We start from the raw sequence: 25207 nt of genomic DNA, 5'->3' as shown, positions 1-25207 counted from the left end.
AAGACCGGCGAGACGCGTGTCACCCACGAGTGCGCCCGTGTTCTCCGGGGAACGCGAAAGGCGCCGCCGCCGACCGTGGGGGGGTCGGCGGCGGCGCCGCTGTGCCAGGCGTTCAGGCGGTGAGCTGCTTGGGGCTCGCCCCGTACGCGTTCGGTCCGGCGTCGCCCTCGATGGCCATCAGCACGATGATCGCGATCCAGCCGACGAAGGGGATGAGGCTGACCAGGTACCACCAGCCGGACCTGCCCGTGTCGTGCAGGCGCCGGACGCTGAGGCCCAGGGTGGGGAGGAAGACGGCGAGGTTGTAGATGTAGAAGACGACCGGGTAGCTCCCGAGCCCGAAGTCGACCGCGATCAGCACGGCCATGATCGGGATGCTGCACAGGACGAACATCCAGTACTCCTGGCGGCGCGCACGGCCGGAGAAGTCCGCGTAGCGCTTGATGACGTCGACGTAGTAGTGCACGAGTCCCCCCTAAGGACGGCATCGACGGCCCCTCGGCCTGATAGGGGGCCGGGCCCGACTTATGCCCTCGCCACGTCGGGCTCAAGCCACTGCCGGGCAGTTGAATTAGGCCATCACCCTTGGTTTCAAGGGGAGTTGAGAACTCCCGGGGCGGATGCGCAAGCGGGGGCGGGAGATGACGGAAGTCTTACGGGAGGGCGTGGCTGCCCCCGGCCGGGGGCGCGGCTCCGTAGCGTCCGGTGCATGCGCGTACTCGTCACCGGAGGGGCCGGTTTCATCGGCTCCCACATCGTCACCGCACTGCGCCGGCACGGCCACGACCCGGTCGTCCTCGACGCCCTGCTCCCCGCCGCCCACGCGACCCCGCCGCCGTTGCCGGAGACCGGCTTCCTGCACGGGGACGTACGGGACCCCGACACCGTGCGGGCGGCCCTGCGCGGGGTGGACGCCGTCTGCCACCAGGCCGCGATGGTCGGGCTCGGCAAGGACTTCGCCGACGCGCCGCGGTACGTCGCCGCCAATGACCTGGGGACGGCGGTGCTGCTCGCGGAGATGGCCGCGGCGGGGGTGCGGGGGCTGGTCCTGGCCGGGTCGATGGTGGTCTACGGGGAGGGCCGGTACGAGTGCCCGCGCCACGGGGTGGTCCGCCCCGGGCCGCGCCCCGAGGCCGACCTGGCGGCGGGGCGCTTCGAACCGCACTGCCCCTCCTGCGGGGCGGAGCTCACCCCCGGGCTGGTGGCCGAGGACGCCCCGGCCGACCCGCGGAACGTCTACGCGACGACGAAGCTGGCCCAGGAGCACCTGGCCGCCGCGTGGGCCCGGGCGGTGGCGGGCCGGGCGGTGTCGCTGCGCTACCACAACGTGTACGGGCCCGGAATGCCGCGCGACACCCCGTACGCGGGGGTGGCCTCCTTCTTCCGCTCCGCGCTGGCCCGGGGCGAGGCCCCCCGGGTCTTCGAGGACGGGCGGCAGCGGCGGGACTTCGTCCACGTCCGGGACGTGGCGGAGGCCAATGTGGTCGCCCTGGAGGCCTTGGGCGCGCTCCCGCGCGGCGTCTGCACCCCGTACAACACGGGCAGCGGCGACCCCCGCACGATCGGCGAGATGGCCGCGGCCCTCGCCGCCGCGCACGGCGGCCCCGCGCCTGTCGTCACCGGGGAGTTCCGGCTGGGCGACGTCCGCCACATCACGGCCGACTCGCGGCGCCTGCGGGAGGATCTCGGCTGGCGGCCGGGCGTCGACTTCGCGGCGGGGATGACGGAGTTCGCCCACGCCCCGCTGCGGCAGCCTTCTTGACGCGCCACTCGCGCGGCTCGGCCGCGGGCGGCCTCCCCGGCTTCGCGGCGCTGCGCCGGACTCCGTCCGTCGGACCTGGGGCGGGGCCACGGGCCCGGCTGGGGTCCGGCGGTCATCTGCCGGTGGTGGCCGCTGCGCGGGGCGGTCCCCTACCCGCCCTTCCACCTCCCCCAGACTCCGTCCGGGGGGACCCCCACGCCTCAAACGCCGGCGCGGCTCACTACACGGCGCTCCGCGCCCGCGCCTCAAACGCCGGCGGGGCTGGATCTTCCAGCCTCGCCGGCGTTTGAGGCGCGGGGGTCTGGGGGCGGAGCCCCCAGGGGGTCCGGGGCGCAGCCCCGGGGAACGGGCGAAGGGCGGGGCGGGGAGCAGCTCCGCGCAGCGGCGACCCCGGCCCGGGCGGAGCCGCACGGCGGCGGGTCAGCTCGGGGACGGGAGGAGGGGGAGGGTTACCTCGAAGCGGCATCCGCCCGGGACGTTGTGTACGGCGGTACGCCCCGCGTGCGCTTCCACGATGCCCCGCACGATGGCCAGCCCCAGCCCCGCCCCCGCCGGAGGCGTCCGCGCGGCCGCGCCCCGCCACCCCGTGTCGAACACCCTCGGCAGGTCCTCCGCCGGAATGCCCCCGCAGCCGTCCGTCACGGACAGCACCACCACCCCGGCCCGCTGCTCCGCGGCGGCGGCGATGGCGACGGTCCCGTCGGCCGGGGTGTGCCGGATCGCGTTGACCAGCAGGTTCGCCAGGACCCGGGTCATCTCCTTGCCGTCGACCTCCACCGGGACCCGTTCCACCCCGTCGCCCACCAGCCGGACCCCGTGCTCGCGGGCCAGCGGGTCGACCCCGGACAGCGCGTCCCCGACCAGGTCGTACAGCGACATCCGGCTCGGGCTGAGCGCCAGCGCCCCGGCGTGGATGCGGGACAGCTCGAACAGGTCCCCGACCATCGCGTCGAGCCGTTCCACCTCGGTCCGGATCTGCCGGTGGTAGCGGGTGGGGTCCGCCGCGACCCCGTCCTCCAGGGCCTCCGACATCGCCCGCAGCCCGGCGAGGGGCGTGCGCAGGTCGTGGGAGATCCAGGCGACCAGCTCCCGCCGCGAGGACTCCAGCGCGCGCTCCCGCTCCCGCGAGGCGGCCAGCTTGGCGCTGGTGGCCGCCAGCTCCCTGGACAGCCCGTCCAGTTCGGCGGTGGTCTGCCCGGGCGGCGCCGCGAAGTTGCCACCGTCGCCGAAGTCCCGTGCGGCCAGGGAGAGTTCACGGCTCCGGGCCACCACCCACCGGCCCAGCAGCAGTGCGGTGGCCAGCGAGACCACCGCCGCCATCGCCACCACCAGGGTGACCACACCGAGGTCGTGCGGGGACAGGAACATGGCCTGGGCGACGGCGAGCGTCCCGGCCAGCATGGCCGTGACGGTGACGGCGGCGATCACCGTGAGGGAGAGCGCCACCGAGCGGTGCCGCACCAGCCGCAGCACGACGGCCCCCAGCAGCCCGGCGCACGCGGCGCCACCGAGGGCGAACAGGGCGATGAGGGCGATGTCCTTCACGCCGACACCTCCCCCGCCGCGTCGAAGCGGTAGCCCACGCCCCACACCGTCTGGATCAGCCGCGGCCGGCCGGGGTCCTCCTCGACCTTGGCGCGCAGCCTTCGTACGTGCACCGTCACCGTCGACAGGTCCCCGAAGTCCCAGCCCCACACCTCCCGCATCAGCTCCTCCCGCCCGTGGGCCCGCCCCGGATGCCGCAGGAAGTGCGCGAGGAGGTCGAACTCCCGCAGGGTGAGGGCCAGTTCCCGGCCGTCCCGGGTGGCCCGGTGCGTGGCGGGGTCGAGCGACAGCCCGGCGCCGGTGAGCCGCTCCGGTGCGGGGACCCGGCCCGCGGCCCGGCTGCGCCGCAGCACGGACGTGACCCGCAGGACCAGCTCGCGCGGGCTGAACGGCTTGGTGACGTAGTCGTCCGCGCCCACCTCCAGGCCCGTGATCCGGTCGTCCTCGTCGCCCCGCGCCGTCAGCATGATCACCGGCACGGGTCCGTCCGCGCGCAGCCGCCGGCACACCTCCAGCCCGTCCAGTCCGGGCAGCATCAGGTCGAGCACCACCAGGTCCGGCCGGGCCCGGCCGGCGGCGGCGAGGGCGGCCGGGCCGTCGCCCGCCTCCTCCACGGCGAACCCGGCGCGCCGCAGGTATCCGGCGACGACCTCGGAGACGGTCGGGTCGTCGTCGACGACGAGGATCCGCGCGGGCGGTGTGTCCATGCTGCTGCTCATGCCGCCCAGCCTCCCATCCGCCCGCCGACGCGGGAGCCCCGCCCCAGGGCCGCAGGGGTCGACGTCCGCGTTTCGTAAGGAGTGCGGGCCCCTCTTCGGGGCCCGGAATTCCTACGGTGAACCACGTGACCGTGACCGTGAGCGTTGATGTCGTCCTGCCCTGTCTGAACGAGGCCGAGGCCCTGCCCTGGGTGCTCGCCCGCATCCCGAACGGCTGGCGGGCCCTGGTCGTGGACAACGGGTCCACCGACGGGTCCGCCGGGATCGCCCGCGCGCTGGGCGCCACGGTGGTGACGGAGTCCCGGCGCGGGTTCGGCGCCGCCTGCCACGCCGGGCTGCTCGCCGCCGAGGCGGAGATCGTCTGCTTCTGCGACTGCGACGCCTCGCTGGACCCGGGGCTGCTGACCGGCTTCGCGGCCGCCGTGGCCGCCGGTGGGGCCGATCTCGTCCTGGGCCGGCGCCGCCCGCAGGCCCGGGGCAGCTGGCCCGCGCACGCCCGGGCCGGGAACCTGGTGCTGGCCCGGATGCTGCGCCGCCGCACCGGACTGGAACTGCGCGACCTGGGCCCGCTGCGGGCGGCCCGGCGCGAGGCGCTGCTGGGCCTCGGCCTGACCGACCGCCGGTCCGGATACCCGTTGGAGATGGTCGTACGGGCCGCCGACGCGGGCTGGCGGGTCCGGGAGGTGGACGTGCCGTACCTGCCCCGGGCCGGGAAGTCCAAGGTGACCGGCACCTGGCGGGGCACCTGGCAGGCCGTGCGCGACATGAGCCGGGTCCTCGCGGAGCCGGCCGCCGGGGGTGCCCGGTGACCACCCTGCTCGTGATCGCCAAGGAACCCGTGCCGGGCCGGGTCAAGACCCGCCTCACCCCGCCGTTCAGCCCCGCCGCGGCGGCCGCGCTGGCCGAGGCCGCGCTCACCGACACCCTGGCCGCGGTCGCCGGGGCCCCCGCCGAGCGGCGGGTCCTCGTACTCGACGGGCGGCCCGGCCCCTGGCTGCCGCCCGGCTTCGAGGTGCTCCCGCAGGTGGCCGGGACGCTGGACGAGCGGATCGCGGCGGCCTTCGGGGCGTGCACCGGGCCGGCGCTGCTGGTCGGGATGGACACCCCGCAGCTGACGCCGCGGCTGCTGACCGTCGACTGGACGGCGTACGACGCCTGGTTCGGGCCCGCGGTGGACGGGGGCTTCTGGGCGCTGGGCCTGGCGGAGCCGGACCCGGCCCTGCTGCGCGGGGTCCCGATGTCGGTGCCCGAGACGGGGGCCGTGCAGTACGAGCGGCTGCGCGCGGCCGGGCTGCGGATCGGGCGGCTGCCCCGGCTGCGGGACGTGGACACCGCCGAGGACGCCCGCCTGGTGGCGGCCTCGGCTCCCGCGGGCGCCTTCGCGGCGCGGCTGGCGGAGCTGGCTCCGGCGGTGCGCGGATGACCACCGTGGCGGCCTGGACCGCCGACCCGTACACCCTGGCCCTGCGCAGCGGCCGGGGCCCGCTGTTCCTGCGGCGCGGGGACGGCTGGCTGCTGCCGCTGGACGTGGAGCGCTGGTGCGAGGCGCCCGACGGCGCGGACCGGACGGTGCTGCGCCGCTGCCGGGGCACGGTCCTCGACATCGGCTGCGGCCCGGGCCGGCTGGTGTCGGCGCTGGCCGCCCGGGGGCATCGGGCGCTCGGCATCGACGTCAGCCCGGAGGCGGTGGCCCGGACGGCCCGCGCGGGCGGCACCGCGCTGCGCCGCTCGGTCTTCGACCCCCTGCCGGGTGAGGGGCGTTGGGACACGGCGCTGCTGATCGACGGGAACATCGGCATCGGTGGGGATCCGGCGGCGCTGCTGGGGCGGATGGGCCAGGTGCTGGGTGCCTGCGGCCGGCTGATCGTCGAGTGCGCCGGGGTGGACGCGGAGCTGGACGAGCGGTGCGAGGTCCGCGTGTCCGACGGGCGGGGTGCCCAGGGGGCCGCGTTCCCGTGGGCCCGGGTCGGCGTCGTCGCGCTGGCCGTGCACGCGGAGGCGGCGGGCTGGGCCCGGACCGGGCACTGGACGGCCGCCGGGCGGGTCTTCGCGGAACTCCGCCGCCGGTAGGCGTGCCGCTGCGCGGGGCTGTGTCCCCTACCCGCCCTTCCACCGTTCCCGCCTCAATCGCCGGCGCGGCTCACTACACGGCGCTCCGCGCCCGCGCCTCAAACGCCGGCGGGGCTGGAAAATCCAGCCCCGCCGGCGTTTGAGGCGCTGGGGGTCCCCCCGGACGGAGTCTGGGGGAGGGTCTGGGGGCGGAGCCCCCAGGGGGTCCGGGGCGCAGCTCCGGGGAACGGGCGAAGGGTGGGTAGGGGACGGCCCCGCGCAGCGGCGCTACCCCGGCCGGCGCAGCAGACGGCGGAGGAGCCAGGTCGCGGCGGCGACGGCTCCCACCACCGCGAGGACCACCGCCAGGTTGCGCCCGTACGGCAGCGGCAGCGCCGACGGGTTGACCGGGGCCCCCGGCCGCAGCAGCGCCGGCAGGGTGACCAGCACCAGCGCGCCCGCGGTGATCAGCGCCCCGCGTACGAGGCCCCGCGCGGGCACCCCCGCGACGAGCAGCCCGGTGGCCAGCACGAGCGGGGCGATCACCCCGTCGTGCAGGACGAGCGCGCCGCCGAGCCAGACGAGCACGCCGAGGGGGTCGGGCAGGCCCGCCACCAGCCGGCCCCCGATCGCGACCAGCAGCAGGCCGAGCGCGCCCAGCGCGTACCGGAAGGTCTTCACAGCACCTCCAGCAGCGTGACCCACTTGGTCTGGAGCACCCCGGGCCGGTTCGGGGCGATGATCCGCGCCGGGTAGCCGTGGTCCAGGGACAGCACCTGCCCGCCCAGTTCCAGCGCGAGCAGGGTGAGCGGGTCCTCGGCGTAGTCGCGGCCCATCTCCATCACCCGGTACGCGCCGCCGGTCTCCAGCGAGGTGACGCGCAGGCCCGCGCCCGGCGGGGCCCCGGCCCGCGCGAGGAGGTCCCGGATCCGGACCCCGCTCCAGCGGGCCTCCTTGCTCCAGCCCTCCACGCAGGCGATCGGCAGCCGTGCCCGGGTCTGCGGCAGGGCGCGCAGCTGAGGGAGCGTGAGGCTGTACGGGACCGGGCCGCGCACCTCGAGGCGCCAGTCCCGCAGCCGCTCGGGCCCGACCCCGGCCGCTGCGGCCGTGCGGTTGACGGGCAGGCCCTGCGGCCCGTGCCCGGGGTGGCGCGGGCCGAGCAGGTCCAGGGCCGCCAGCGGGGTGAGGGTCTGCCCGACGGTGGTCAGGGTGACCGCTCCGACGGCCGCGCCGGCGCCGAGGAGCAGCGAGCGCCGGTCCGGGCCGCCCTCGGGGGCGAGTTGCAGGGTTCCGGGTGAGCGGCGGCTCCAGTGCGCCCTGATCTCGGGGGCCTTGACGGCGATGTGCAGCAGGATCGAACCGGCCACCACCCACGCGAGGGCGAAGTGGGTCTGGATGAAGCCGAAGGGCCACGGGTACCACTGGACGATGTTGAGGAGTCCGGTGAAGACCTGCATGACGGCTGCGGCCACCAGTACGGCCACCGAGAGCCGCTCCAGGGCGTGGCGTACGCCGCGCAGCGCCGGCCAGACGAAGAGCCTCGGGTACACCGTCCACAGCTTGACCAGCAGCAGCACGATCGCGGCGAGCCCGGTCGCGATGTGCAGGCCCTGGGTGAGGCGGTAGCCCCATACGGGCCGGCTGGGCAGTGCGCCGGCGGCCCAGGGGGGCGGGTGCTGGAGGTAGTGGCTGATCAGTCCGGTCAGGAAGCAGACGGCGAAGGCCGCGCCCAGCCAGCGTCCGACGGCGGTGGCGGTGCGCGCGTCGTGCAGCCGCCCGGAGAAGGCGGGCGGCCGGACGGAAGGCAGCGACGGCAGCGCGGGCAGCGACGGGCGCGGGAGCCTGGACCGGAGCGGGCGACGGGACGGCGACGGCGAGGGCGGTGGGTCGGAAGTCATGCCCTCCATCACACCGCCGCGGGGGGCCGCGCGGGCCGTCCGACACCTTACGAAACGCGGACGCCGGGCCCGGTCGGCCGCCGGAGGCCGCCTCGCGCTGCCAGGCTGCCGGCATGGACGACGCCCCCGCCCGCGCCCGGATCCCGGTCACCGTGACCCTCCTGCTGCTCGCCGCCCTGGCGGCCGTGCTCGTCACGGCCGTCCGGTACGACGGCTACGCCGCCGACCCGGCCGGGCTGTTGCTGCGGTACGCCGCCGCCTGGGCCCTCTTCGGCGCGGCCGCCTGGTCGCTGCGCCGGGTTCCGGCCCGGCGCGTGGCCCCGCTGGTGGCGGCCGGGGCGCTGATGGTGGCGGCCGCCGGGCTGACCGGGCCGCCGCTGACCAGTACCGACTCCTTCCGCTACGCCTGGGACGGCCGGGTGCAGGCCGCCGGGTTCTCCCCGTACGACCACGCCCCGGCGGATCCCGCGCTGCGGGCCCTGCGCGACGACTGGCTGTTCCCGCGCGGTGCGGCGGCCTGCGCCGGCCCGGACCGCGTCGCGGTGGAGCCGGGGGTGTGCACGCGGATCAACCGGCCGGCGGTGCACACCGTCTACCCGCCCGTCGCGGAGGGGTACTTCGCCCTGGTGCACGCCCTCTCGCCGCCGGGCGTGCGCCACAAGGCCCTGCAGGCCGGCGGGGCCCTGCTGGCGCTGGGGGTCACCGGGACGCTGCTGCTGGTGCTGCGGCGTCGGCGCGCGGATCCGCGTACGGCCGCGTACTGGGCGTGGTGCCCGGCCGTGGCGGTGGAGGCGGTGAACAACGCGCACGTGGACGTGCTGGCCGTGCTGCTGTCGGTGGCCGCTCTGGGTGTGGTGGTGCGCCGACGGGCCCTGGGCGGCGCGCTGTTCGGGCTGGCCGTCGCGGCGAAGCTGCTGCCCGCCGTCCTGCTGCCGGGCGCGCTGGCCGGCGTACGGCGGTGGCGGGACGCGGCGGCGCTGCTGGTGCCGGTGGCGGCGGTGGTGGCGCTGACGTACCTGCCGTACGTCCTGGCCTCCCGTTCCTCGGTCTTCGGCTACCTGGGCGGCTACGCCGAGGAGGAGGGGTACGAGGATCCGGGCGCGGGCGGCCGCTACGCGCTGCTGCGGCTGGTGCTGCCGGACTCCTGGGCGGTGCCCGCGGTGGCGCTCGGGATGCTCGCGGTGGTGGTGTACGTGTGGCGGCGCGGTGATCCCGAACGGCCGTGGAGCGGGGCCCTGCTGGTGACGGGGGCGGCCTTCCTGCTGATGACCCCGGGGTACTCCTGGTACGCGCTGCTGCTGGTGGCGCTGGTGGCGCTGGACGGCCGCGCCGAGTGGCTGGGGGTCGCGGCGGCGGGGGCGGCGGTGTACGTCGGCGGGCGGCTCGCGGGCGGGGCGGCGGTGGAGGTGGCGTACGGGCTGGCGGGCGCGGCGGTGCTCGCCGGGTGGGCGGTGCGCCGCCGCGCCCGGGGGGTGTCTCAGCCGATGTGGTAGGGGTCCCCGTAGACCTTCCAGTCGAGGGGGGTGTCGAGGCGCAGGTTGCCCTTCTTCAGGAAGACCCGCTGGGCGGTGTCGACGCGGCTGGTGTCGCTGTGCGCCTCCTCCTGCTTCATCGCCCGGACGCGGGCGTCGAGGAAGGCGTTCAGCCAGGCGGTCTCGTTGCCGCCCTGGGCCGGGGGCTTGGCCTTGGTGAGGGCGCGCCCCCGGATGTTGCGGAAGCTGGTGGGGTCGCCGCCGTCGCCGTGCATGACGATGGCGTCGTAGTAGATGAACTGGCCGAGGGTGCCGACGCCGTCGGACTTGCCCTGCTTGACGGCCGGGTTGAAGTAGACCCGGTCGCGTTCGTGGTCCTGGGCCTTCTTGAACTCGGTGTCCTGGGCGGCCTTCGCCCAGTCCCTGGTGAAGTTCGGGTCGAGGCCGGCGTGCGAGTCGGTGCCGTCGACCTTGCGCAGGGCGGGGAGGTACTTGGCGAGTACGTTGCCCGGCTTGACCTGGGTGTAGTACTCGACGAGGTCGAGCATGTCGCCGGTGCCGGAACAGAAGCCGATGATGCCGGCGGTGTAGCCGCGGCCGTCGCCTATGTCCTCGATGTACTTGTACTGCGCCTTCCAGTCGAGCGAGGAGTTCTCGGCGCTGGAGACGATCCGCATGGCGATGTCCTTCTTCGCCGGGTCGTCGAGTCCGGTCGCGGCGGCGGACGTGACCGGTAGGGCGGGTCCGGCCGCGGGGGCGGCGGCCGGCTCGGCGGTGGCGTGCGCCGTGACGGGGGCCGCGAGGAGTGCGGCGCCGAGCAGGGCGGCGACCGTCATCGTCTTTCGGTGGGGGGTGAACACAGTGCCTCCATAAGGTGGTTGAGTCTTCCCTGGTCCGTTAGGAAACTTTCCTACCAGACATCGGAGACAGAGAACACCCCTCGCGGAAACACGTCCGGAAGCCGCCAGTCCGTACGGAACGCGGGCGGCGGGCGGCTCCCGGGACGGGTTCAGGCCCCGGGACGGGCCGTCAGGCGGGCGCGCAGGGCCTGCTTCGCGTCCGGCCACTCGGGGCGGGTGAGCGCGTAGATCACCGTGTCCCGGACGTGGCCGTCGCGCATCACCATGTGCCCGCGCATGATCCCCTCCTCGGTCGCGCCGAGGCGGCCGATCGCGGCGCGCGAGGCGGCGTTGCGCACGTCGGTGAGCAGCTCGACCCGGTTCATCCCGAGGTCCTCGAAGGCATGCGTGAGCATCAGCAGCTTGGCCTCGGTGTTCACGGCCGTCCGCTGCCAGGTCCGGCCGAGGAAGGTCCAGCCGATCTCCAGCCGCCGGTGCTCCGTGTTGATCATCATCAGCCGGGTCGAGCCGGCGACCCGGCCCGTGGCCAGGTCGACCGTCGCGTACGCGCTCTCCCGGCCGGCCTCGCGTCCCTCGATCGCGTCGGCTATGAAGCCGCGCACGTCGTCCGGGTGCGGCACATGGGTCACCGCGAGTTCCCACAGCTTCCCGTCGCGGACCGCCTCGCACAGCCCGTCGTGGTGCCGGTGGTCCAGGGGCTCCAGCCGTACCCGCTCGCCGGTCAGTCCGGCCTGTGCCGCCCTCGTCTGTTCCACCATGTCCGACCTGCCCGTTCTCAGTGATCCACTACTGTCAGGCGGACCCTATGCGGCCACCCCGGCGGACTTCACCCGGGTTTCGCGCCACGGGACCCTCGACGGGCCGCCGGTCAGAGCCAGCCGTTGCGCCGGAAGCCCCGGTGGATGAGGAAGCAGGCGACCGCCATCACGGAGAGGACCAGCGGGTACCCGTAGGTCCAGCGCAGTTCGGGCATGTGGTCGAAGTTCATGCCGTAGACCCCGCAGACCATGGTCGGGACGGCCACGATCGCCGCCCAGGCCGTGATCTTGCGCATGTCCTCGTTCTGGGCGACCGTCACCTGCGCGAGGTGGGCCTGGAGGATGGAGTCGAGGAGGCCGTCGTAGGCGCCGATCTGCTCGGTGGCCCGCGACAGGTGGTCGGCGACGTCTCGGAAGTAGGCGCGGATCTCCGGCGGGATGACCGGTATCGGCTGCGTGGCCAGGTGCTGGAGCGGCCGGCTCAGCGGCGCCACCGCCCGCCGCAGTTCGAGGAGTTCGCGCTTGAGCTGGTAGATGCGGCCCGCGTCGCCGCGGCCGCCGTGCTCGCTGAAGACGGCCGTCTCCACGGCGTCCATGTCGCTCTGCACGGCGTCCGTGACGGCCACGTAGTCGTCGACCACGTGGTCCGCCATCGCGTGCAGCACGGCCGCCGGCCCCTTGGCCAGCTGTTCCGGCTCGGCTTCCAGGGCCTCCCGGACGGGGCCGAGGGTGCCGCGGCCGCCGTGCCGGATGGTGATGACGAAGTCCGCGCCGATGAAGGCCATCAGCTCGCCGGTCTCCACCACCTCGCTGGTCGCGGTCAGCTCCTCGTGCTCCACGTAGCGGACGGTCTTGAAGACGGCGAAGAGGGTCTCGTCGTAGCGCTCCACCTTGGGGCGCTGATGGGCGTTGACGGCGTCCTCGACGGCGAGGGGGTGCAGGCCGAAGAGGGCGGCGAGCCCGGCGAGCTCCTGCTGCGAGGGCTCGTGCAGGCCGATCCAGACGAAGCCCTCGCCGCTCTTGCGGACCCGGCGCACGGCCTCCTCCGCCTCGGCGCAGCCGTCCTGGCGGACGCCGTCCTGGTAGACCACGCAGTTGACGACGGCGCTGCCGAGCGGGGAGCGGGCGGGGTGGCTGAGGTCGACCGCACGTCGGTAGCCGCGGCGCACGGCCCGGCGCAGGTTGCTGAACATGGACACGGACGTACTCCCCTTCGGCGGATCAGCGGCCAGTCTGCCACCGCCGCGCCGGAGCTCCGCCACGGGCGCCCGGGGGGAGGGGCCGGAGTCAGCCCCGGTCGACGAAGACGCTGGTCGACTTCACCCGTGCGGTGGCCCGCGCGCCCACCTCCAGGCCCAGCTCCTCGACCGCCTCCCGGGTGAGCAGGGAGACGATGCGGTGCGGGCCGGCCTGGATCTCGACCTGGGCGTCGACGGTGCCGAGCTTCACACCGGTGACGATGCCGGGGAAGGCGTTGCGCGCCGAGGTGTACGGGGCCTCCTCCCCCTCGCCGCCCTCCTGCGCCGCCTCGACGCAGAACGCCGCCAGGTCCGGCCCGTCGACCATGCGCCGCGCGCCCTCCCGGCGGGTGGGGAAGCGGTCGGCGTCGGCCCAGCGCCGCGCCGTGTCCACGCTGACGCCGAGCAGCCGGGCCGCCTGACCGATGGTGTAGGACTCCATACCCGCAGCGTAGGGCGGGTAAGGGCGGGAGGCTAACACGGGGGCGACGAGCCCTTCTGGCGGGTCAGATCGCGGTTGTACAGCCACCCGGTGGCGTTCGTGCCGTCCACGCGCACGAACGTCCACTGGTTGCCGAACGAGTTGACGATGTAGCAGTGGTACCAGAGCTTCGTACCGTCCTTGACCAGGGCGCCCGGGGAGCACTGCTGGTACGGCGCGGCCAGCAGGTGGTGGTCGCCGGAGATGTAGCCGTAGGTGCCCGGCTTCGGGTCCTTGTGGGTCCAGCCGCTGCAGCCCGTCGGTACGGGGCTCGGCTTGGCGGAGGCGGGCGAGGACCCCGTCGTGGAGGGCGAGGGCGTGCCCGGCTTCTTCGAGGCGGAGGCGGAGGCGGACGGCTTGGCCTGGGGCCCGGAGCCCGAGGGCGAGGGGCCCGAGGGGTCCGTCCCCGGCAGGCCGCCTGCCGCCGGGGAGCCGTTGCCGGGCGCCGGTGTCGGCTTCCCCGCCCGCACCCGGTCGCCGCCGCTGCCCTTGGTCACGGCGTAGGTGACACCGCCGGCGGCGAGTACGGCGACGACCGCCACGGCTATCGCGGCACGGCCGCGGCGCCGCGCCCGGTCCGCGCCCGCCATGCCCTGCCCGCGGACCGTGAGCGGCTCCCCGGACGGCTGGCCCTGGGGCGGGCCTTGGGGCGGGCCTTGGGCCGGCCCCAGGGGCGGACCCTGTGGCGGCGCCTGCGGGGGGAAGCCGGGTTGGGGAGCCGGGGCGTAGGGCTGCGGAAACGATACGTCGACGGCCGCGGGCGGGGGCCCGAAGCCGGGGGCGGCCGCGAGGACGGACGGCGCGGTGGGGGTCGGCGGGACCGGGGCGGGAGCCACCGGGGCGGGGACCGGCGCGGGAGCCGCCCCGGCGCCGCCGGCCGCCACCTGCTCCAGCATCGCGCGGGCCTGGTCGGCGGTGGGGCGGTGCTCCGGCTCCTTCGCCATCAGCGCCAGCAGCACGGGCGCGAGCGCCCCCGCCCGCCGGGGCTCGGGCAGCGGTTCGGCGACGATCGCGGCCATCGTGGACCACACCGAGGTCCGGCGGAAGGGCGAGACGCCCTCCACCGCCGCGTACAGGGTCATCCCGAGCGACCAGATGTCCGAGGCCGGACCGGGCTCCCTGCCCTGCGCGCGCTCCGGCGGAAGGTAGTCGAGCGAGCCGACCAGCTCACCGCTGCGGGTCAGCTTGGCCATCGCCTCGTCGTCGGAGGTCTCCATGGTGGCGATGCCGAAGTCGGTGAGCACGACCCGGCCGCCCCGCTCCAGCAGCACGTTGCCCGGCTTCACGTCCCGGTGCAGGACACCGGCCCGGTGCGCGGCGTCGAGCGCGTCCATCAGCTTCGCGCCGATCGCGGCGGCCTCGTACGGGTCCAGCGCGCCGCGCTGCGACACCACGTCGTCGAGCGAGGGACCGTCGACGAGCTCCATCACGATGACCGGCAGGCCCTGCTCCTCGGTCACGTCGTGCACGGTGACCACCCCGCCGTGCCGGATGCGCGCGGCGGCCTGCGCCTCGCGCTGCATCCGGGTCCGCAGGTCGGCCAGTTCGGCGGGGCTCGCGTCGGTGTAGGCCCGCAGCAGCTTGACGGCCACCTCCCGGCCCAGCACCTCGTCGACCGCCCGGGCGACCACTCCCATACCGCCGCGGCCGATCATCTCGGTCACCCGGTAGCGCCCCCCGAGTGCCTTGCCGACCAGGTCTCCGTCGTTTGCCTGCCCCGATGGCACCGGCACCGCATGCTCCGTTCCCTCACGGGCCGCCCGTCGGCGACCTGCCGGGCCCTAGCGTAGACGCATGATCAGCAGATGAAGACGGCGCGGCGTCCGGTGCGGTCTCAGTCGGCTCCGGACTGCGGCAGGTGGGACTTGGCGTCCTCGTAAGTCGCCTGGCCGGGCGGCTCGGCGGGGGCGTAGAAGAGGTTCAGCACGCCGGTCTCGAAGGCCTCGCAGGAGACCAGTCTGAGCGGGATCGCGGGCTCGCCCTCGTCGAAGAGGCGCATGCCCTTGCGCACCGCGATCGGGTGGACCAGCAGGTGCAGCCGGTCCAGCACCCCGGCGGCGAGCAGCTGGCGGACGACGGAGACCGAGCCGCTCATCGCGATCGGGCCGTCGCCCGGCTCGTTCTTCAACGCCCTGACCGCCTCGACGAGTTCCCCGCCGAGCAGTTCGGAGTTGCGCCAGGTGAACTCGAGCGGCTGCCGGGACACGACGATCTTCCGGGCGTCGCCGAGGCCCTTGGCGAAGGCGGCGTCCTCCCCTCCGGCCGCTTCCCGTCCGGGCCACGCCCCGGCGAAGCTGTCGTAGGTCCTGCGGCCGAGGAGCAGGGTGTCGGCGGCGCCGACGACGGCGTCGACGGCCGCGCCCATCCGGTCGTCGAAGTACGGGAAGTGCCACTCGTGGGGCGCCTCCACGACGCCGTCGAGCGAGACGAACAGCTCTGCGGTGATCTTCCTCATCCGGCGCTCCAGAGAAGTCGGTCGGCGGGCGCTCCCCCTCCCAGTAGACGCCGCGGGGCGGACGGACGCCCCCGGGCGAGCCCCCGGACCGCAGCGACCGCGGCGGCCGCAGCTCAGACCGGCAGGAGCGCCTCCATGGCCGTTTCGGCGACCACCCGGGCGACCAGCGCCAGCGCGGGCGAGTCCAGCTTCCACTGCTGCCAGTACAGCGGCACGTCCAGCGAGCGCCCGGGCGCCAGCGGTACCAGCGTGCCGGTGTCCAGCAGGGGCTCCGCCTGCGGCTGCGGCACCAGCCCCCAGCCCAGGCCGGCGGCCACCGCGTCCCGGTACCCCTCCGAGGTCGGTACGTGGTGACGCGCGGCCGAGGCTCCCGAGGCGCCCCCGGTGAGGGTGCGGAGGAACCGGTCCTGGAGGGCGTCGCGCCGGTCGAAGACGATCACCGGGGCCTCGCGCAGGTCCCGCCCCGGTTCCCCCGTCAGGTACCGGGCGGCGAAGCCCGGGCTCGCCACCGGCAGGTAGCGCGCCAGCCCCAGCGCCCGCACCGTGCACCCGGCCACCGGGTCCGGCGAGGAGGTGACGGCCGCCATGACCTGGCCCTCCCGGAGCAGCGCCGTCGTGTGGGACTCGTCCTCGCGGTGCAGCTCGAAGCAGATCCGCGGCTGCTGCGGCACCCGGGTCAGCGCGGGCAGGAACCACGTGGCCAGCGAGTCCGCGTTGACCGCGATCGGCATCCGGACCGGGCCCAGCCCGTCAGCCATCCCCATCCCCAGCTCGGCGCGCGCGTCCCGCTCCAGCCGGGCCAGCTGGCGGGCGAAGCGGATCACCACCTCGCCGGACTCCGTCGCCCGCACCGGTTTGGTGCGCATCAGGAGCACCCGCCCGGTGCGCTGTTCCAGCGCCTTGACCCGCTGGCTGACGGCGGAGGGCGTCACGTGCAGGGCCGCGGCCGCCGCGTCGAAGGTGCCCTCGTCCACGACCGCGAGCAGGGTCCGCACCTGGTCCAGGGGAAGCTCGTCCATCACGAGCGCTAATGATACGTAAAAATCTTTAGCTGTACTCATCGACGCGCGCTCCTTACGGTCGAACCCATGACGAACGGCATCACCACAGCTCTCCTGGCGGGTTTCGGCACCGGCCTCTCCCTCATCGTCGCCATCGGCGCGCAGAACGCCTTCGTGCTGCGCCAGGGCGCACGCCGGCACGCCGTCCTGGCGGTGGTCGCCATCTGCGCCGTGTCCGACGCGCTCCTCATCGGCCTCGGCGTGGCCGGCGTCGGTGCCTTCGTCACCGCCTGGCCCGCCGCCCTGACGGCTGTCGGGATCGCCGGGGGCGCCTTCCTGATCTGCTACGGGATCCTCGCGGCCCGGCGGGTGCTGCGCCCCGCCCCGGGCGCGGCCCTCGACACCGGGGGCGCCGCCGCCGGTTCCGCCCGCGCGGCGGTGCTCACCTGCCTGGCCATGACCTGGCTCAACCCGCACGTCTACCTCGACACCGTCCTGCTGCTGGGCTCGCTGGCCGCCGACCGGGGCGATCTGCGCTGGGCCTTCGGGATCGGGGCCGGGCTGGCGAGCCTGACCTGGTTCGGCGCCCTCGGCTACGGCGCCCGGCTGCTCAGCGGCCTGCTCGCCCGGCCGGCCTCCTGGCGGGTGCTGGACGGGCTGGTCGCCACGACCATGGTCACGATGGGCGGGCTGCTCCTCGTACGGGCCTGAAGTCCGCGGACGTGGTACTGATTCCGGTACGTTCCACCCCGCCCCTCCCCCGATCCCGGAGCCGCCGCCGTGCCCGACCGCCCGTCGCCCGAGGCCGTGCGCGCCTATTACGCCGCCCAGCCGGCCCCGCTCGTCGCCGCGACCGGGATCGTCCTGGACCCGCAGGGACGGGTCCTCGTCCTGACCACCTCCTACAAGGACGACCTCGAACTGCCCGGCGGCACGGTGGAGGACACCGAGACCCCGGAGGAGGGGCTGGCCCGGGAGCTGAAGGAGGAGCTGGACCTGTCCGTCCCCGTCGGCCGGCTGCTGGCCGTGGACTGCTGCCCGCCCGGCGCGCTCGGCCGCTCGATCGTGGTGCACGTGCACCTCGTGGGGCCGCTGAGCACCGCCGGGGTCGAGGGGATCTCCTTCGCGGACGGGGAGGTCTCCGACGCCCGCTGGCTCGGCCCGGAGGAGGCCGCCGAGCAGCTGCCCGCCCGGCTCGCGCCCCGGCTGCGCGCCGGCCTGGCCGCGCTGTACTCCGGCTCCGTCGCGCACCTGGTCGACGGCGTACCGCAGCCCGGCTCCCCCGCCGGCCTCGATCCGGCGGACCGCGCGGCCCTGGAACACGCGGGCGGCTACGACTCGGCCGGCCACCGCGCGGCCCGGCCCAAGGCGCTCACCGCCGCGAACGTGCTGTTCACCGACGGGGCCGGCGGGGTCCTGCTCGTCCGGCCCGGCTACGGCGAGCCGGACCGCTGGCTGCTCCCCGGCGGCGGCGTGGACAGCGACCTCGGCGAGACCCCGCGGGCGGCGGCCGCGCGCGAGGTCCGCGAGGAGATCGGCCTGGACCTGGCCCCCGGCCGCCTCCTCGCCGTCAACTGGACCCACCGGCCCGGCTATCCGGCGCGGATCCGGTTCCTGTACGACGGCGGAGTCCTCGGCCCGGCCGACCTCGCCGCGATCCGGCTGCCTGCGACCGAGCTGTTGGAGTGGCGCACGGCTCGCCGGGAGGAGCTGCGGGGCCTGGTCAAACCGCAGCTGCGCCGCCAGATCGAGGCCTGCCTGACGGCCCTGGCCGAAGGCACCGGCCCGCTGGAACTCCACTCGGGCCGCCCGGTGGGCCCGGCCTGAGGGAATCCGTACGGGCCCCCGACCCGTTCGCAGGCCGCCGGATCGCCGGGGCGGCCCGCGCGCGCGGACGGCGCGGGACGTCGTACGCGGGCAGCCCGCCATGGCCTCGACACCACGGCGGTCGACGCGGTGGGCTACCGGTACGCCGCCCCGGGCGGGCCGTGAACCCGTGCGGGTGGAACCGCCCGGGATACCCCCTACCCCTTTGGAGTATTTCCCCGGAGGTCGTCTACGATGCCGCCATGAGGACGAGTACGCAGGCCGGACGCGCGAGGAGGCCCTCCGGGCTGCCCGCCCGCCTGCTCCTCGTCCTGGCCGTGCTCACCGGGCTCGTGGCCATGCACGGCCTCGGCCCGGGAGCGGCCCCGCCGCCCGCCGCGCACGCGGCGGCCCACGCCGAAGCCGCAGGGCACGCCTCGGCCGACGCCTGCGGCTGCACCCACGCGGGCGACCCCGCGCACGAGGGCTCCGGCGGCGGGCACGCCCAGCACGCCGACCCCACCTGCGCGGCGTCCGGCACCAGCGGCGCCCCGGTGCTGCCCGCGCCGGCGGCCGCGCCCGGCGGCGTTCCCGCCGCAGCCGAGGGCTCGTACGGCATCGCGCCCGGGGCGACGGCGTGCGGACGCGCGCCTCCCTCACTCAGCGAACTGCAACTCCTGCGCGTATAGGGCCGCCCCTGCCGGCATTCCGGCCGGTGAGCACCCCCCGTACACCTCAGCACAGGAGAAGCACCACCATGACCGCCAAGCGTTCCCTGATCCGCCGTACCACCGCGCTGGCCGCGGCAACCACCGCCGCCCTCGTCCTCGCCGCCTGCGGCGGGAAGGCCGACAGCGGCTCCACCCCGCACAACAGCCACGAGGGCACGGCCTCCGCGTCCGCTTCCGCCTCCGCCCAGCCCTCCACCGCGCAGGGCGCGAACAACACCGCCGACACCGCCTTCGCCAAGGGGATGATCCCCCACCACCGGCAGGCGCTGGAGATGGCCGGCCTCGCCGCGACCCGCGCCGAATCGGCCGAGGTCAAGGCGCTCGCCGACGAGATCAAGAAGGCCCAGGACCCGGAGATCAAGACCCTGTCCGGCTGGCTGACCTCCTGGGGCGAGCAGGTTCCCGCCGCGGACTCCGCACAGGGCGGGCACAGCGGCCACTCCATGTCCGGAATGATGACGGGCGAGGAGATGGACCAGCTGTCGAAGGCCTCCGGCAAGGCCTTCGACACCGCCTTCCTCCAGCTGATGGTCAAGCACCACGAAGGCGCCGTCGCCATGGCCAAGACGGAGCAGTCCACCGGGAAGTTCCAGCCCGCCAAGGACATGGCCGCCGCCATCATCAGCTCCCAGAGCGCCGAGATCACCCGTATGAACGGGCTCCTCGGCAAGAACTGACCCGGCGGGCGGGGACCCCCACGGCATCGTGCGGGTCCCCGGTCCCCGGCGGCCGTGCGGCCGTGCGGCCCCGGCGCTACTCGCCGACCCGCGCGACGAGGAGGGCGATGTCGTCGTCGGCCGCCGCCGGGACGAGGTGGGTGATCAGCGAGTCGCACACGTGGTCCAGCTGGCGCTGGGGGTCCGCGAGGAGCTGCGTCAGCTCGGCCAGCCGCTCGTCGAGGTCGCTGCCCCGGGCCTCGATCAGGCCGTCGGTGTAGAGCACGAGGATGCTGCCCGGCGGTACGACGACCTCGGTGGGCGTGAACGCGATGCCCCCGACGCCCAGCGGGACTCCGGGCGGGGTGTCCAGGAGGCGGACCGTGCCGTCGGGGAGCGCGAGCGCGGGCGGCGGGTGACCGGCGCGGGTGACGGTGCAGCGTCCGGTGGCCGGGTCGACGACCACGTACAGGAAGGTGGCCAGCATCGGCTCGGCCAGGTCGGCGAGCGCGGCTTCCAGCTGGTGCAGCAGCTGGACGGGCGAGAGGTCCAGGCGCGACAGGCACCGTACGGAGGCGGACAGCCGGCCCATGACCGCCGCGGCGGCGATGCCGTGCCCCATCACGTCGCCGATCAGCAGGGCCGCCTTGCCGCCGGACAGGGCCAGGACGTCGTACCAGTCGCCGCCGACCTCGTTGACATCGCTCGCGGGGAGGTAGCGGTGGCTGACCTCGATGCCGGCCGGCGGGGTGATGTGCTGTGGGAGCATGCTGCGCTGGAGGATGACGGCGGTCTCGTGCTCGCGGTGGTACAGCCGGGCGTTGTCGATGCTGAGCGCGGCGCGGGCGGCGAGTTCCCCGGCGAGGGTGACGTCCTCGGCCGTGAAGGGGCCCAGCGGGCGGGTGCGGTAGAAGGTGGCGATGCCGAGCACCGCCTCGCGGGCCACCAGGGGGGCCATGACGAACGAGTGCACCCCCACCGTGAGCAGTTGCGCGGGTTTGGCCGAGTGCCGGGCGGCGGGGGCGACGGCCTGTTCGTCGAGGCGGGCGATCAGGAAGGGCTGGCGGGCGGCGAGGGCCTGGGTGTAGGGGGCGGTCGCGGGGAAGGTGAGCGTCCTGCCGAGGGGGGCGAGGATGTCGGTCACCCGGGATCCGGACAGCGGCGCCCGGCCCAGCCGCCGCAGGGCCACCCCTCCGGTCAGGCCCATGCCGGGCTCGTCCCCGCGGGCCAGCGCGTCGAGGACGTCGACGGTGACGGCGTCGGCGAGGCGCGGTACGGCGAGGTCGGCGAGTTCCTGCGCGGTGCGCTCCAGGTCCAGGCTGGAGCCGACGCGCATGCTGGCCTCGCTGAGCAGCGCGAGCCGGCGGCGCCCGGCCGCGGCTTCCACGTGGTCGCGCTGCTGTTCGGTGATGTCGACGAGGGACGCGATCACGCCGATCGGCATGTGGGCGGGGTCCTCCACCCGGACGTAGGAGCAGGACCACACCCGGTCGTGGTCGGGCTCGGCGGGCGTACGTCCGACCCGGCGGCGGTCCAGGACCGGGTCCCCGGTCTCCAGGACGTGCAGCATGGCCTCTTCCATCTCGCGGGCGTTCACCTCGGGGAGGATCTCGGCCAGGCGGCGTCCCACGTGCGCCGACTCGGGCAGCCCGTTCATCGCTTCGAGCGCGGCGTTGACCTGGAGGAACCGCAGCTGGGTGTCGAGGATGGCGATGCCGACGGGCGAGCGGGCGAACAGGCCGTCCCAGACGGCCGAGGAGCCCCGGATGCGCCGTGCCGCGTGGGCGTCGGCCACGAAGACCAGGACGGTCGCGGGTCCGTGCTGCCGGCCGGACACCGGGGAGGCCCAGATCTCCACCTCCAGGGGGTGCCCGTCGCGGTGCCAGGCGGTCACGGTGCCCATCACCCCCCGCCCCGAGGCGGCCGCTTCCCACAGGGAGCGGCCCAGGCTGCGGTCGGCTCCCGGATGCAGCAGGTCGGCGATGTTGCGTCCGAGCATCTGGGGCGGGCTGTAGCCCAGCAGCTCCTGCGCGACCTGGTTCCAGCGCACGATCGTCCCGTCGGCGCCGGTGGCGACGAGGGCGACGGGCAGCGCGCCCAGCCAGCCGCCGGCGGCCTGCGCGGCGCTGCTGATCAGCTCCTCGACCGGGATGTGCTCGCTCATCGGGGCTCATTCATCTGGCACCTGCACGCCTCCATCGTCTGCCGGTCGGCGGGACGCCGCCTCCCGGAGACCCGGCGGCCGGGGTCACCCCGCGGCGGGGCCCAGCATCCGCGTCAGGCGTACGGCGAAGTACGCGGCCGCGCCCGCCGCGGCGATGTTCAGGACGTCGGCCACCATGCCCAGGGTCACCGCGTCCACGGCGAAACCGCAGGTCCCCGCGCCGGAAACGGTGACCGGCGGCGCCGGTACGGGCGGCGGATACCGGGTACGCGTCCGGTGTCGGACGGTGCGGGGAAGGAGGCCGCGGTGGGAACGGCCGAGGTGGTCGCCGGGCTGCTGCGCGAGCACGGCCGGACGTACGCGGAGGAAGCCGGGATCACGCTCCGCGACAAGCCGGCCCCGCTGTACCGGCTGCTGGTGCTCACGGTGCTGTGCTCGGCCCGGATCCGGGCGGACACGGCCACGGCCGCCGCCCGGGAGCTCTTCGCGGCCGGGCTGCGGACGCCCAGGGCCATGGCCGGCTCGACGTGGCGGCTGCGCGTGGAGGTGCTGGGGCGGGGGCACTACGTCCGGTACGACGAGAGCACGGCGACCGCGCTGGGCGAGGGCGCTCAGCTGCTGCTGGACCGCTTCCACGGCGATCTGCGCGAACTGCGCGACCGGGCCGGGGACGACACGGGGGCGCTGCGCGAACTGCTGCGGGAGTTCCCGCGGATCGGGCCGGTGGGCGCGGACATCTTCTGCCGGGAAGTCCAGGCCGTGTGGCCCCGGTTGCGCCCCTTCTTCGACGAGCGTTCCCTCGCGGCCGCCGCCGGCCTCGGGCTGCCGCACACCGCGAGCGGCCTCGCGGACCTGGTGGCGCCCGGGGAGCTGGCCCGGCTGGCCGCCGCCCTCGTACGCGCCGGACTGTCCGGGCACGCCGCGGCGGCGGCCTGACCGCGCCGTACCCGGCCGGCCCCGCGGGTCACGGGTGGAGGTCGGCGCCCGCGGGGGTGTCGTCGAGGAAGCCGCCCGACTGGTGCTGCCACAGCTTCGCGTAGGCTCCGTCCGCGCTGAGCAGCTCCTGGTGGGTGCCCTGCTCGGCGATCCGTCCGCGGTCGAGGACGACGAGCCGGTCCATGGTGGCGACCGTGCTCAGCCGGTGCGCCACCACGAGCGCCGTCCGCCCGTCCATGAGCCGCCACAGCGCGTCCTGGACGAGGACCTCGCTCTCCGAGTCCAGGGCGCTGGTCGCCTCGTCGAGCAGCAGGATCGGCGCGTCGCGCAGGATCGCCCGGGCGAGGGCGACGCGCTGGCGCTGGCCGCCGGACAGTTTCACCCCGCGCTCGCCGACCATGGTGTCGAAGCCGTCGGGGAGGGCGTCGGCGAATTCCGTGACGTGCGCCGCCTCGGCGGCGCGGCGGATCTCCGCGTCGGTGGCGTCCGGCCGGGCGAAGGCGATGTTGTCCCGCAGCGTGCGGTGGAACATCGCCGGGTCCTGTGGCACGTAGGCGATCAGACCGCGCAGGTCGGCCTGGCACAGCCGACTGATGTCCTGCCCGCCGATGAGGATCCGGCCGGCGTCGATGTCGGTCATCCGCAGCAGCAGCCGGGTGAGCGTGGTCTTGCCCCCGCCGGAGCGGCCGACGAGACCGATCTTCGCCCCGCTGGGCACGGCCAGGTCGAGTCCTTCGAAGAGCGGCTCCGCGCCCGCGTGGGCGAAGGTCACCTGCTCGAAGCGCACGTCGGCGCCCTGGCGGCGCAGCGGTTCCGGGGACGGCGGGTCGAGCACGGTCGGGGGCGTCAGCAGCAGTGTGGTGAACTGCGCGGCCTCCGTCATCGAGCTCTCCAGACGGCGGTAGATCTGGTTGAACTCGAACATGATGCGCGTCGCGTTGCTGTAGTAGGTGAAGGCGACGACGACCGTCTCGACGCCGTGCCCTCCCCCGGCGAGGCCGATGGCGAGCAGCATGCCCAGCACGTTGGTCAGTACGGACATGGGCGCGACCAGGGTGTCGATGCGCAGGTTGCCGTAGTCCCACGAACGCAGCATGAGCCGTCGCGATTCCGCGACCCTCGAGCGGTGCTCGGCGGCCTCGCGTTCCTCGGCGGCGAAGGCACGGACGGTGTCCATGTTCATCAGGCTGTCGGCGACGTGGCCCGACACCCGGGCGATCGCCTTCTCCCGCTGGTCGACGAGCGCCTGACGGCGGCGGATCAGGGGCATCGCGACCAGCGCCGTCAGTACGATCATCGTCAGGAGGCCGACGACGAGCAGCGGTTCGTACTGCCACAGCACCACCGAGCCGAACAGCAGGGGCACGCATCTGCCGACGACCTGGAAGGTCAGGGTGTCGACGAACTCCTCGAAGCGGGAGGCGAAGCTCAGGACCCGCTTGGTCAGCGAGCCGGCGAAGTTGTCGTGGAAGAAGGCCGCGTCCTTGGCGAACAGCTCGTCCATGCCGAGCACGTACAGCTGCTCGATGCCGCGGGCGTCGATGCGGTTCAGGCAGTGCAGTCCGACCCGCCACAGCCCCTCCGCCAGCAGCAGGACCCCGGCGAAGGCGATGACGTAGGGCAGCATCGGGCCGATGCCGGTGGCGGCGCCGCCGCCGTCGGCGATCCGGCCGACGAGCTTGGCCACGACCAGTGGCGCGACGTAGTTGATGCCGATGTTGCCCAGCGCCGGGAGCAGCATCGCGGGCGCCGTCAGCCACCGCTGGCGGGCCAGCTCCCGTCCGTAGTAGCGAAGTGCGAGGAGTACCGGGCCCCTGCCCGGCGGAACTTCGTGCGATTCAGACGATCCCATACCAACCCTGTGATGTTGGACCTTCGGACCCGGGATCGCAGTGTCCCGCAGGGCCGCCCGCGCGGTCCAAGTCTTTTCCCGGTTCCTCCGCCGAACGGGTGGCCGGGGGGAACGGCCGAAGACCTCGTCCGGCACGGCGCCGGGGCCCTCGGCGCGGTGCGGAGGATGCTGGTGTGCCCGTGACCCCGCAGGAGGGGCCTGTGAACGACCCCGGTTCCCCAGGAACCCGAAGGCCGGCATCCGGCGGAGCGGGCCATGACGCAGCGGGGCAGGCCGGGGTCGTCGGCATCGGACTCGCCGCCGTACTGACGTTCGCGCTGGCGCAGGGTTCCTGGCAGTGGTTCGCCACGTTCATCGGGGTGACGCTCCTCGCGGTGATCCTCGCCTTCCAGAGACGGCCGGCGTGGACACCCGGCGTCCGGACCGCGTACGCGCGCGCTCTGGTCGCGTACGCGCTGGTCGTCGGCCTGTGCGTGGCGATCGTGCTGGCCCCCATGCTCCAGCGCTGGGCGTGGCTGTTTCCGATGCCGGGCACGCGTAGCGCGTGTCAGGAGCTGGGCAGGTACGAGGCCCTCCGGTCGAGGGCCGCGCTGGGCGGCCTCGCCGATCGCGACAGCGCCGCTCTGGCGTACGCACAGGAGAACCAGAGCGGGAAGGCCGTCGCCGACTGTCTGGCAGCCACGACGACCCTGTGGCTGCCGCTGTACGGAGTCGGGGCGGCCGTACTGGTCGGCGCCGGCGCGTGGTCCCGCGACCGGGCCCGGGCCCGGACTCAGGCTGAGACGGGGAAGGATCCCCAGTCCGCGCCCTCCTCGACGTAACCG

At 74.9% G+C, this 25207-nt stretch carries 25 protein-coding genes; 11 read left to right on the top strand and 14 right to left on the bottom strand.

Annotated features, from left to right (window positions below; all coding sequences use genetic code 11):
* Positions 1-112: 112 nt before the first annotated feature.
* A complete protein-coding gene (locus OOK34_RS34490; protein ID WP_267038107.1) occupies positions 113-466 on the bottom strand; it encodes a DUF805 domain-containing protein in 354 nt (117 codons plus the stop codon).
* Positions 467-709: 243 nt separating this feature from the next.
* On the opposite strand from OOK34_RS34490, the gene OOK34_RS34485 reads away from it, so the two are divergent.
* Positions 710-1762, top strand: coding sequence for an NAD(P)-dependent oxidoreductase (locus OOK34_RS34485; protein ID WP_267038106.1), 1053 nt, complete (start codon positions 710-712; stop codon positions 1760-1762).
* A 420-nt stretch (positions 1763-2182) separates the two neighbouring features.
* On the opposite strand, the gene OOK34_RS34480 is transcribed toward OOK34_RS34485, so the two are convergent.
* Together OOK34_RS34480 and OOK34_RS34475 are read right to left on the bottom strand one after the other, a co-directional pair.
* Positions 2183-3307, bottom strand: a complete 1125-nt coding sequence (locus OOK34_RS34480) for a sensor histidine kinase KdpD (RefSeq protein ID WP_267038105.1) — start codon at positions 3305-3307, stop codon at positions 2183-2185.
* Positions 3304-4026, bottom strand: coding sequence for a response regulator transcription factor (locus OOK34_RS34475; RefSeq protein WP_323183525.1), 723 nt, complete (start codon positions 4024-4026; stop codon positions 3304-3306). Before OOK34_RS34475 ends, OOK34_RS34480 begins: the two co-directional genes overlap by 4 nt.
* A 116-nt stretch (positions 4027-4142) precedes the next feature.
* Here OOK34_RS34475 and OOK34_RS34470 point away from each other — a divergent pair, with 116 nt between their 5' ends.
* Genes OOK34_RS34470 through OOK34_RS34460 form a run of 3 tightly spaced genes read left to right on the top strand, consistent with a single transcriptional unit; the run spans position 4143 to position 6096 of the window.
* On the top strand, positions 4143-4835 hold the full coding sequence (locus OOK34_RS34470; RefSeq protein WP_267038104.1) for a glycosyltransferase family 2 protein: 693 nt from the start codon (positions 4143-4145) through the stop codon (positions 4833-4835).
* Positions 4832-5449: a DUF2064 domain-containing protein gene (locus OOK34_RS34465; protein ID WP_267038103.1), complete on the top strand. Its 618-nt coding sequence runs from the start codon at positions 4832-4834 to the stop codon at positions 5447-5449. The genes OOK34_RS34470 and OOK34_RS34465 overlap by 4 nt, the downstream gene beginning before the upstream one ends.
* Positions 5446-6096, top strand: coding sequence for a bifunctional 2-polyprenyl-6-hydroxyphenol methylase/3-demethylubiquinol 3-O-methyltransferase UbiG (locus tag OOK34_RS34460; RefSeq protein ID WP_267038102.1), 651 nt, complete (start codon positions 5446-5448; stop codon positions 6094-6096). The genes OOK34_RS34465 and OOK34_RS34460 overlap by 4 nt, the downstream gene beginning before the upstream one ends.
* Before the next feature lie 267 nt (positions 6097-6363).
* Here the strand turns inward: OOK34_RS34460 and OOK34_RS34455 are convergent, their stop codons facing one another.
* Both OOK34_RS34455 and OOK34_RS34450 read right to left on the bottom strand, forming a co-directional pair.
* A complete protein-coding gene (locus tag OOK34_RS34455; protein ID WP_267038101.1) occupies positions 6364-6756 on the bottom strand; it encodes a hypothetical protein in 393 nt (130 codons plus the stop codon).
* Positions 6753-7973: a molybdopterin-dependent oxidoreductase gene (locus tag OOK34_RS34450; protein ID WP_267038100.1), complete on the bottom strand. Its 1221-nt coding sequence runs from the start codon at positions 7971-7973 to the stop codon at positions 6753-6755. The genes OOK34_RS34455 and OOK34_RS34450 overlap by 4 nt, the downstream gene beginning before the upstream one ends.
* A 113-nt stretch (positions 7974-8086) precedes the next feature.
* Here OOK34_RS34450 and OOK34_RS34445 point away from each other — a divergent pair, with 113 nt between their 5' ends.
* Complete coding sequence (locus tag OOK34_RS34445; RefSeq protein WP_267038099.1) at positions 8087-9466, top strand: glycosyltransferase family 87 protein; 1380 nt, start codon at positions 8087-8089, stop codon at positions 9464-9466.
* On the opposite strand, the gene OOK34_RS34440 is transcribed toward OOK34_RS34445, so the two are convergent.
* The 7 genes from OOK34_RS34440 to OOK34_RS34410 all read right to left on the bottom strand — a co-directional run bounded on the left by OOK34_RS34440 (position 9451) and on the right by OOK34_RS34410 (position 16256).
* Positions 9451-10281 carry a chitosanase gene (locus tag OOK34_RS34440; protein ID WP_267038235.1) on the bottom strand — a complete coding sequence of 277 codons (831 nt, stop codon included), beginning with the start codon at positions 10279-10281 and terminating at the stop codon, positions 9451-9453. The genes OOK34_RS34445 and OOK34_RS34440 overlap by 16 nt on opposite strands.
* Positions 10282-10454: 173 nt before the next feature.
* Entirely contained in the window at positions 10455-11063 is a 609-nt protein-coding gene (locus OOK34_RS34435; RefSeq protein WP_267038098.1) for a GNAT family N-acetyltransferase, read from the bottom strand.
* A gap of 110 nt (positions 11064-11173) precedes the next feature.
* Positions 11174-12256, bottom strand: a complete 1083-nt coding sequence (gene corA / locus OOK34_RS34430; RefSeq protein ID WP_267038234.1) for a magnesium/cobalt transporter CorA — start codon at positions 12254-12256, stop codon at positions 11174-11176.
* Between the two features lie 94 nt (positions 12257-12350).
* Complete coding sequence (locus OOK34_RS34425; protein ID WP_267038097.1) at positions 12351-12743, bottom strand: molybdopterin-binding protein; 393 nt, start codon at positions 12741-12743, stop codon at positions 12351-12353.
* Between the two features lie 32 nt (positions 12744-12775).
* On the bottom strand, positions 12776-14509 hold the full coding sequence (locus tag OOK34_RS34420) for a serine/threonine-protein kinase (RefSeq protein ID WP_267038233.1): 1734 nt from the start codon (positions 14507-14509) through the stop codon (positions 12776-12778).
* Between the two features lie 107 nt (positions 14510-14616).
* Entirely contained in the window at positions 14617-15237 is a 621-nt protein-coding gene (locus OOK34_RS34415; protein ID WP_267038096.1) for a dihydrofolate reductase family protein, read from the bottom strand.
* A gap of 113 nt (positions 15238-15350) precedes the next feature.
* On the bottom strand, positions 15351-16256 hold the full coding sequence (locus OOK34_RS34410; protein WP_267038095.1) for a LysR family transcriptional regulator ArgP: 906 nt from the start codon (positions 16254-16256) through the stop codon (positions 15351-15353).
* Between the two features lie 69 nt (positions 16257-16325).
* Here OOK34_RS34410 and OOK34_RS34405 point away from each other — a divergent pair, with 69 nt between their 5' ends.
* The 4 genes from OOK34_RS34405 to OOK34_RS34390 all read left to right on the top strand — a co-directional run bounded on the left by OOK34_RS34405 (position 16326) and on the right by OOK34_RS34390 (position 19452).
* On the top strand, positions 16326-16949 hold the full coding sequence (locus tag OOK34_RS34405) for a LysE/ArgO family amino acid transporter (protein WP_267038094.1): 624 nt from the start codon (positions 16326-16328) through the stop codon (positions 16947-16949).
* Positions 16950-17018: 69 nt separating this feature from the next.
* Positions 17019-18065 (top strand): NUDIX hydrolase, encoded by a 1047-nt coding sequence (locus OOK34_RS34400; RefSeq protein ID WP_267038093.1) that lies wholly within the window; start codon positions 17019-17021, stop codon positions 18063-18065.
* Between the two features lie 242 nt (positions 18066-18307).
* On the top strand, positions 18308-18733 hold the full coding sequence (locus OOK34_RS34395; RefSeq protein ID WP_267038092.1) for a DUF6153 family protein: 426 nt from the start codon (positions 18308-18310) through the stop codon (positions 18731-18733).
* Between the two features lie 68 nt (positions 18734-18801).
* The gene (locus OOK34_RS34390) at positions 18802-19452 is read left to right on the top strand and encodes a DUF305 domain-containing protein (RefSeq protein ID WP_267038091.1); all 651 of its coding nucleotides are present in this window, start codon (positions 18802-18804) and stop codon (positions 19450-19452) included.
* A gap of 76 nt (positions 19453-19528) precedes the next feature.
* On the opposite strand, the gene OOK34_RS34385 is transcribed toward OOK34_RS34390, so the two are convergent.
* Positions 19529-21595: a SpoIIE family protein phosphatase gene (locus OOK34_RS34385; RefSeq protein WP_267038090.1), complete on the bottom strand. Its 2067-nt coding sequence runs from the start codon at positions 21593-21595 to the stop codon at positions 19529-19531.
* Between the two features lie 306 nt (positions 21596-21901).
* Here OOK34_RS34385 and OOK34_RS34380 point away from each other — a divergent pair, with 306 nt between their 5' ends.
* Positions 21902-22531, top strand: a complete 630-nt coding sequence (locus tag OOK34_RS34380) for an endonuclease (protein WP_267038089.1) — start codon at positions 21902-21904, stop codon at positions 22529-22531.
* Between the two features lie 28 nt (positions 22532-22559).
* Here the strand turns inward: OOK34_RS34380 and OOK34_RS34375 are convergent, their stop codons facing one another.
* On the bottom strand, positions 22560-24383 hold the full coding sequence (locus OOK34_RS34375) for an ABC transporter ATP-binding protein (RefSeq protein ID WP_267038088.1): 1824 nt from the start codon (positions 24381-24383) through the stop codon (positions 22560-22562).
* Positions 24384-24583: 200 nt separating this feature from the next.
* Between OOK34_RS34375 and OOK34_RS34370 the strand changes: the two genes are divergently transcribed.
* Positions 24584-25204 (top strand): hypothetical protein, encoded by a 621-nt coding sequence (locus tag OOK34_RS34370; RefSeq protein ID WP_267038087.1) that lies wholly within the window; start codon positions 24584-24586, stop codon positions 25202-25204.
* Positions 25205-25207: the final 3 nt, after the last annotated feature.

Origin of the sequence: Streptomyces sp. NBC_00091, assembly GCF_026343185.1 — a bacterium.
Classification (GTDB): domain Bacteria; phylum Actinomycetota; class Actinomycetes; order Streptomycetales; family Streptomycetaceae; genus Streptomyces.
The sequence above is the reverse complement of the archived record's forward strand: the minus strand, read 5'-3'. Positions and strand labels throughout refer to the sequence as shown.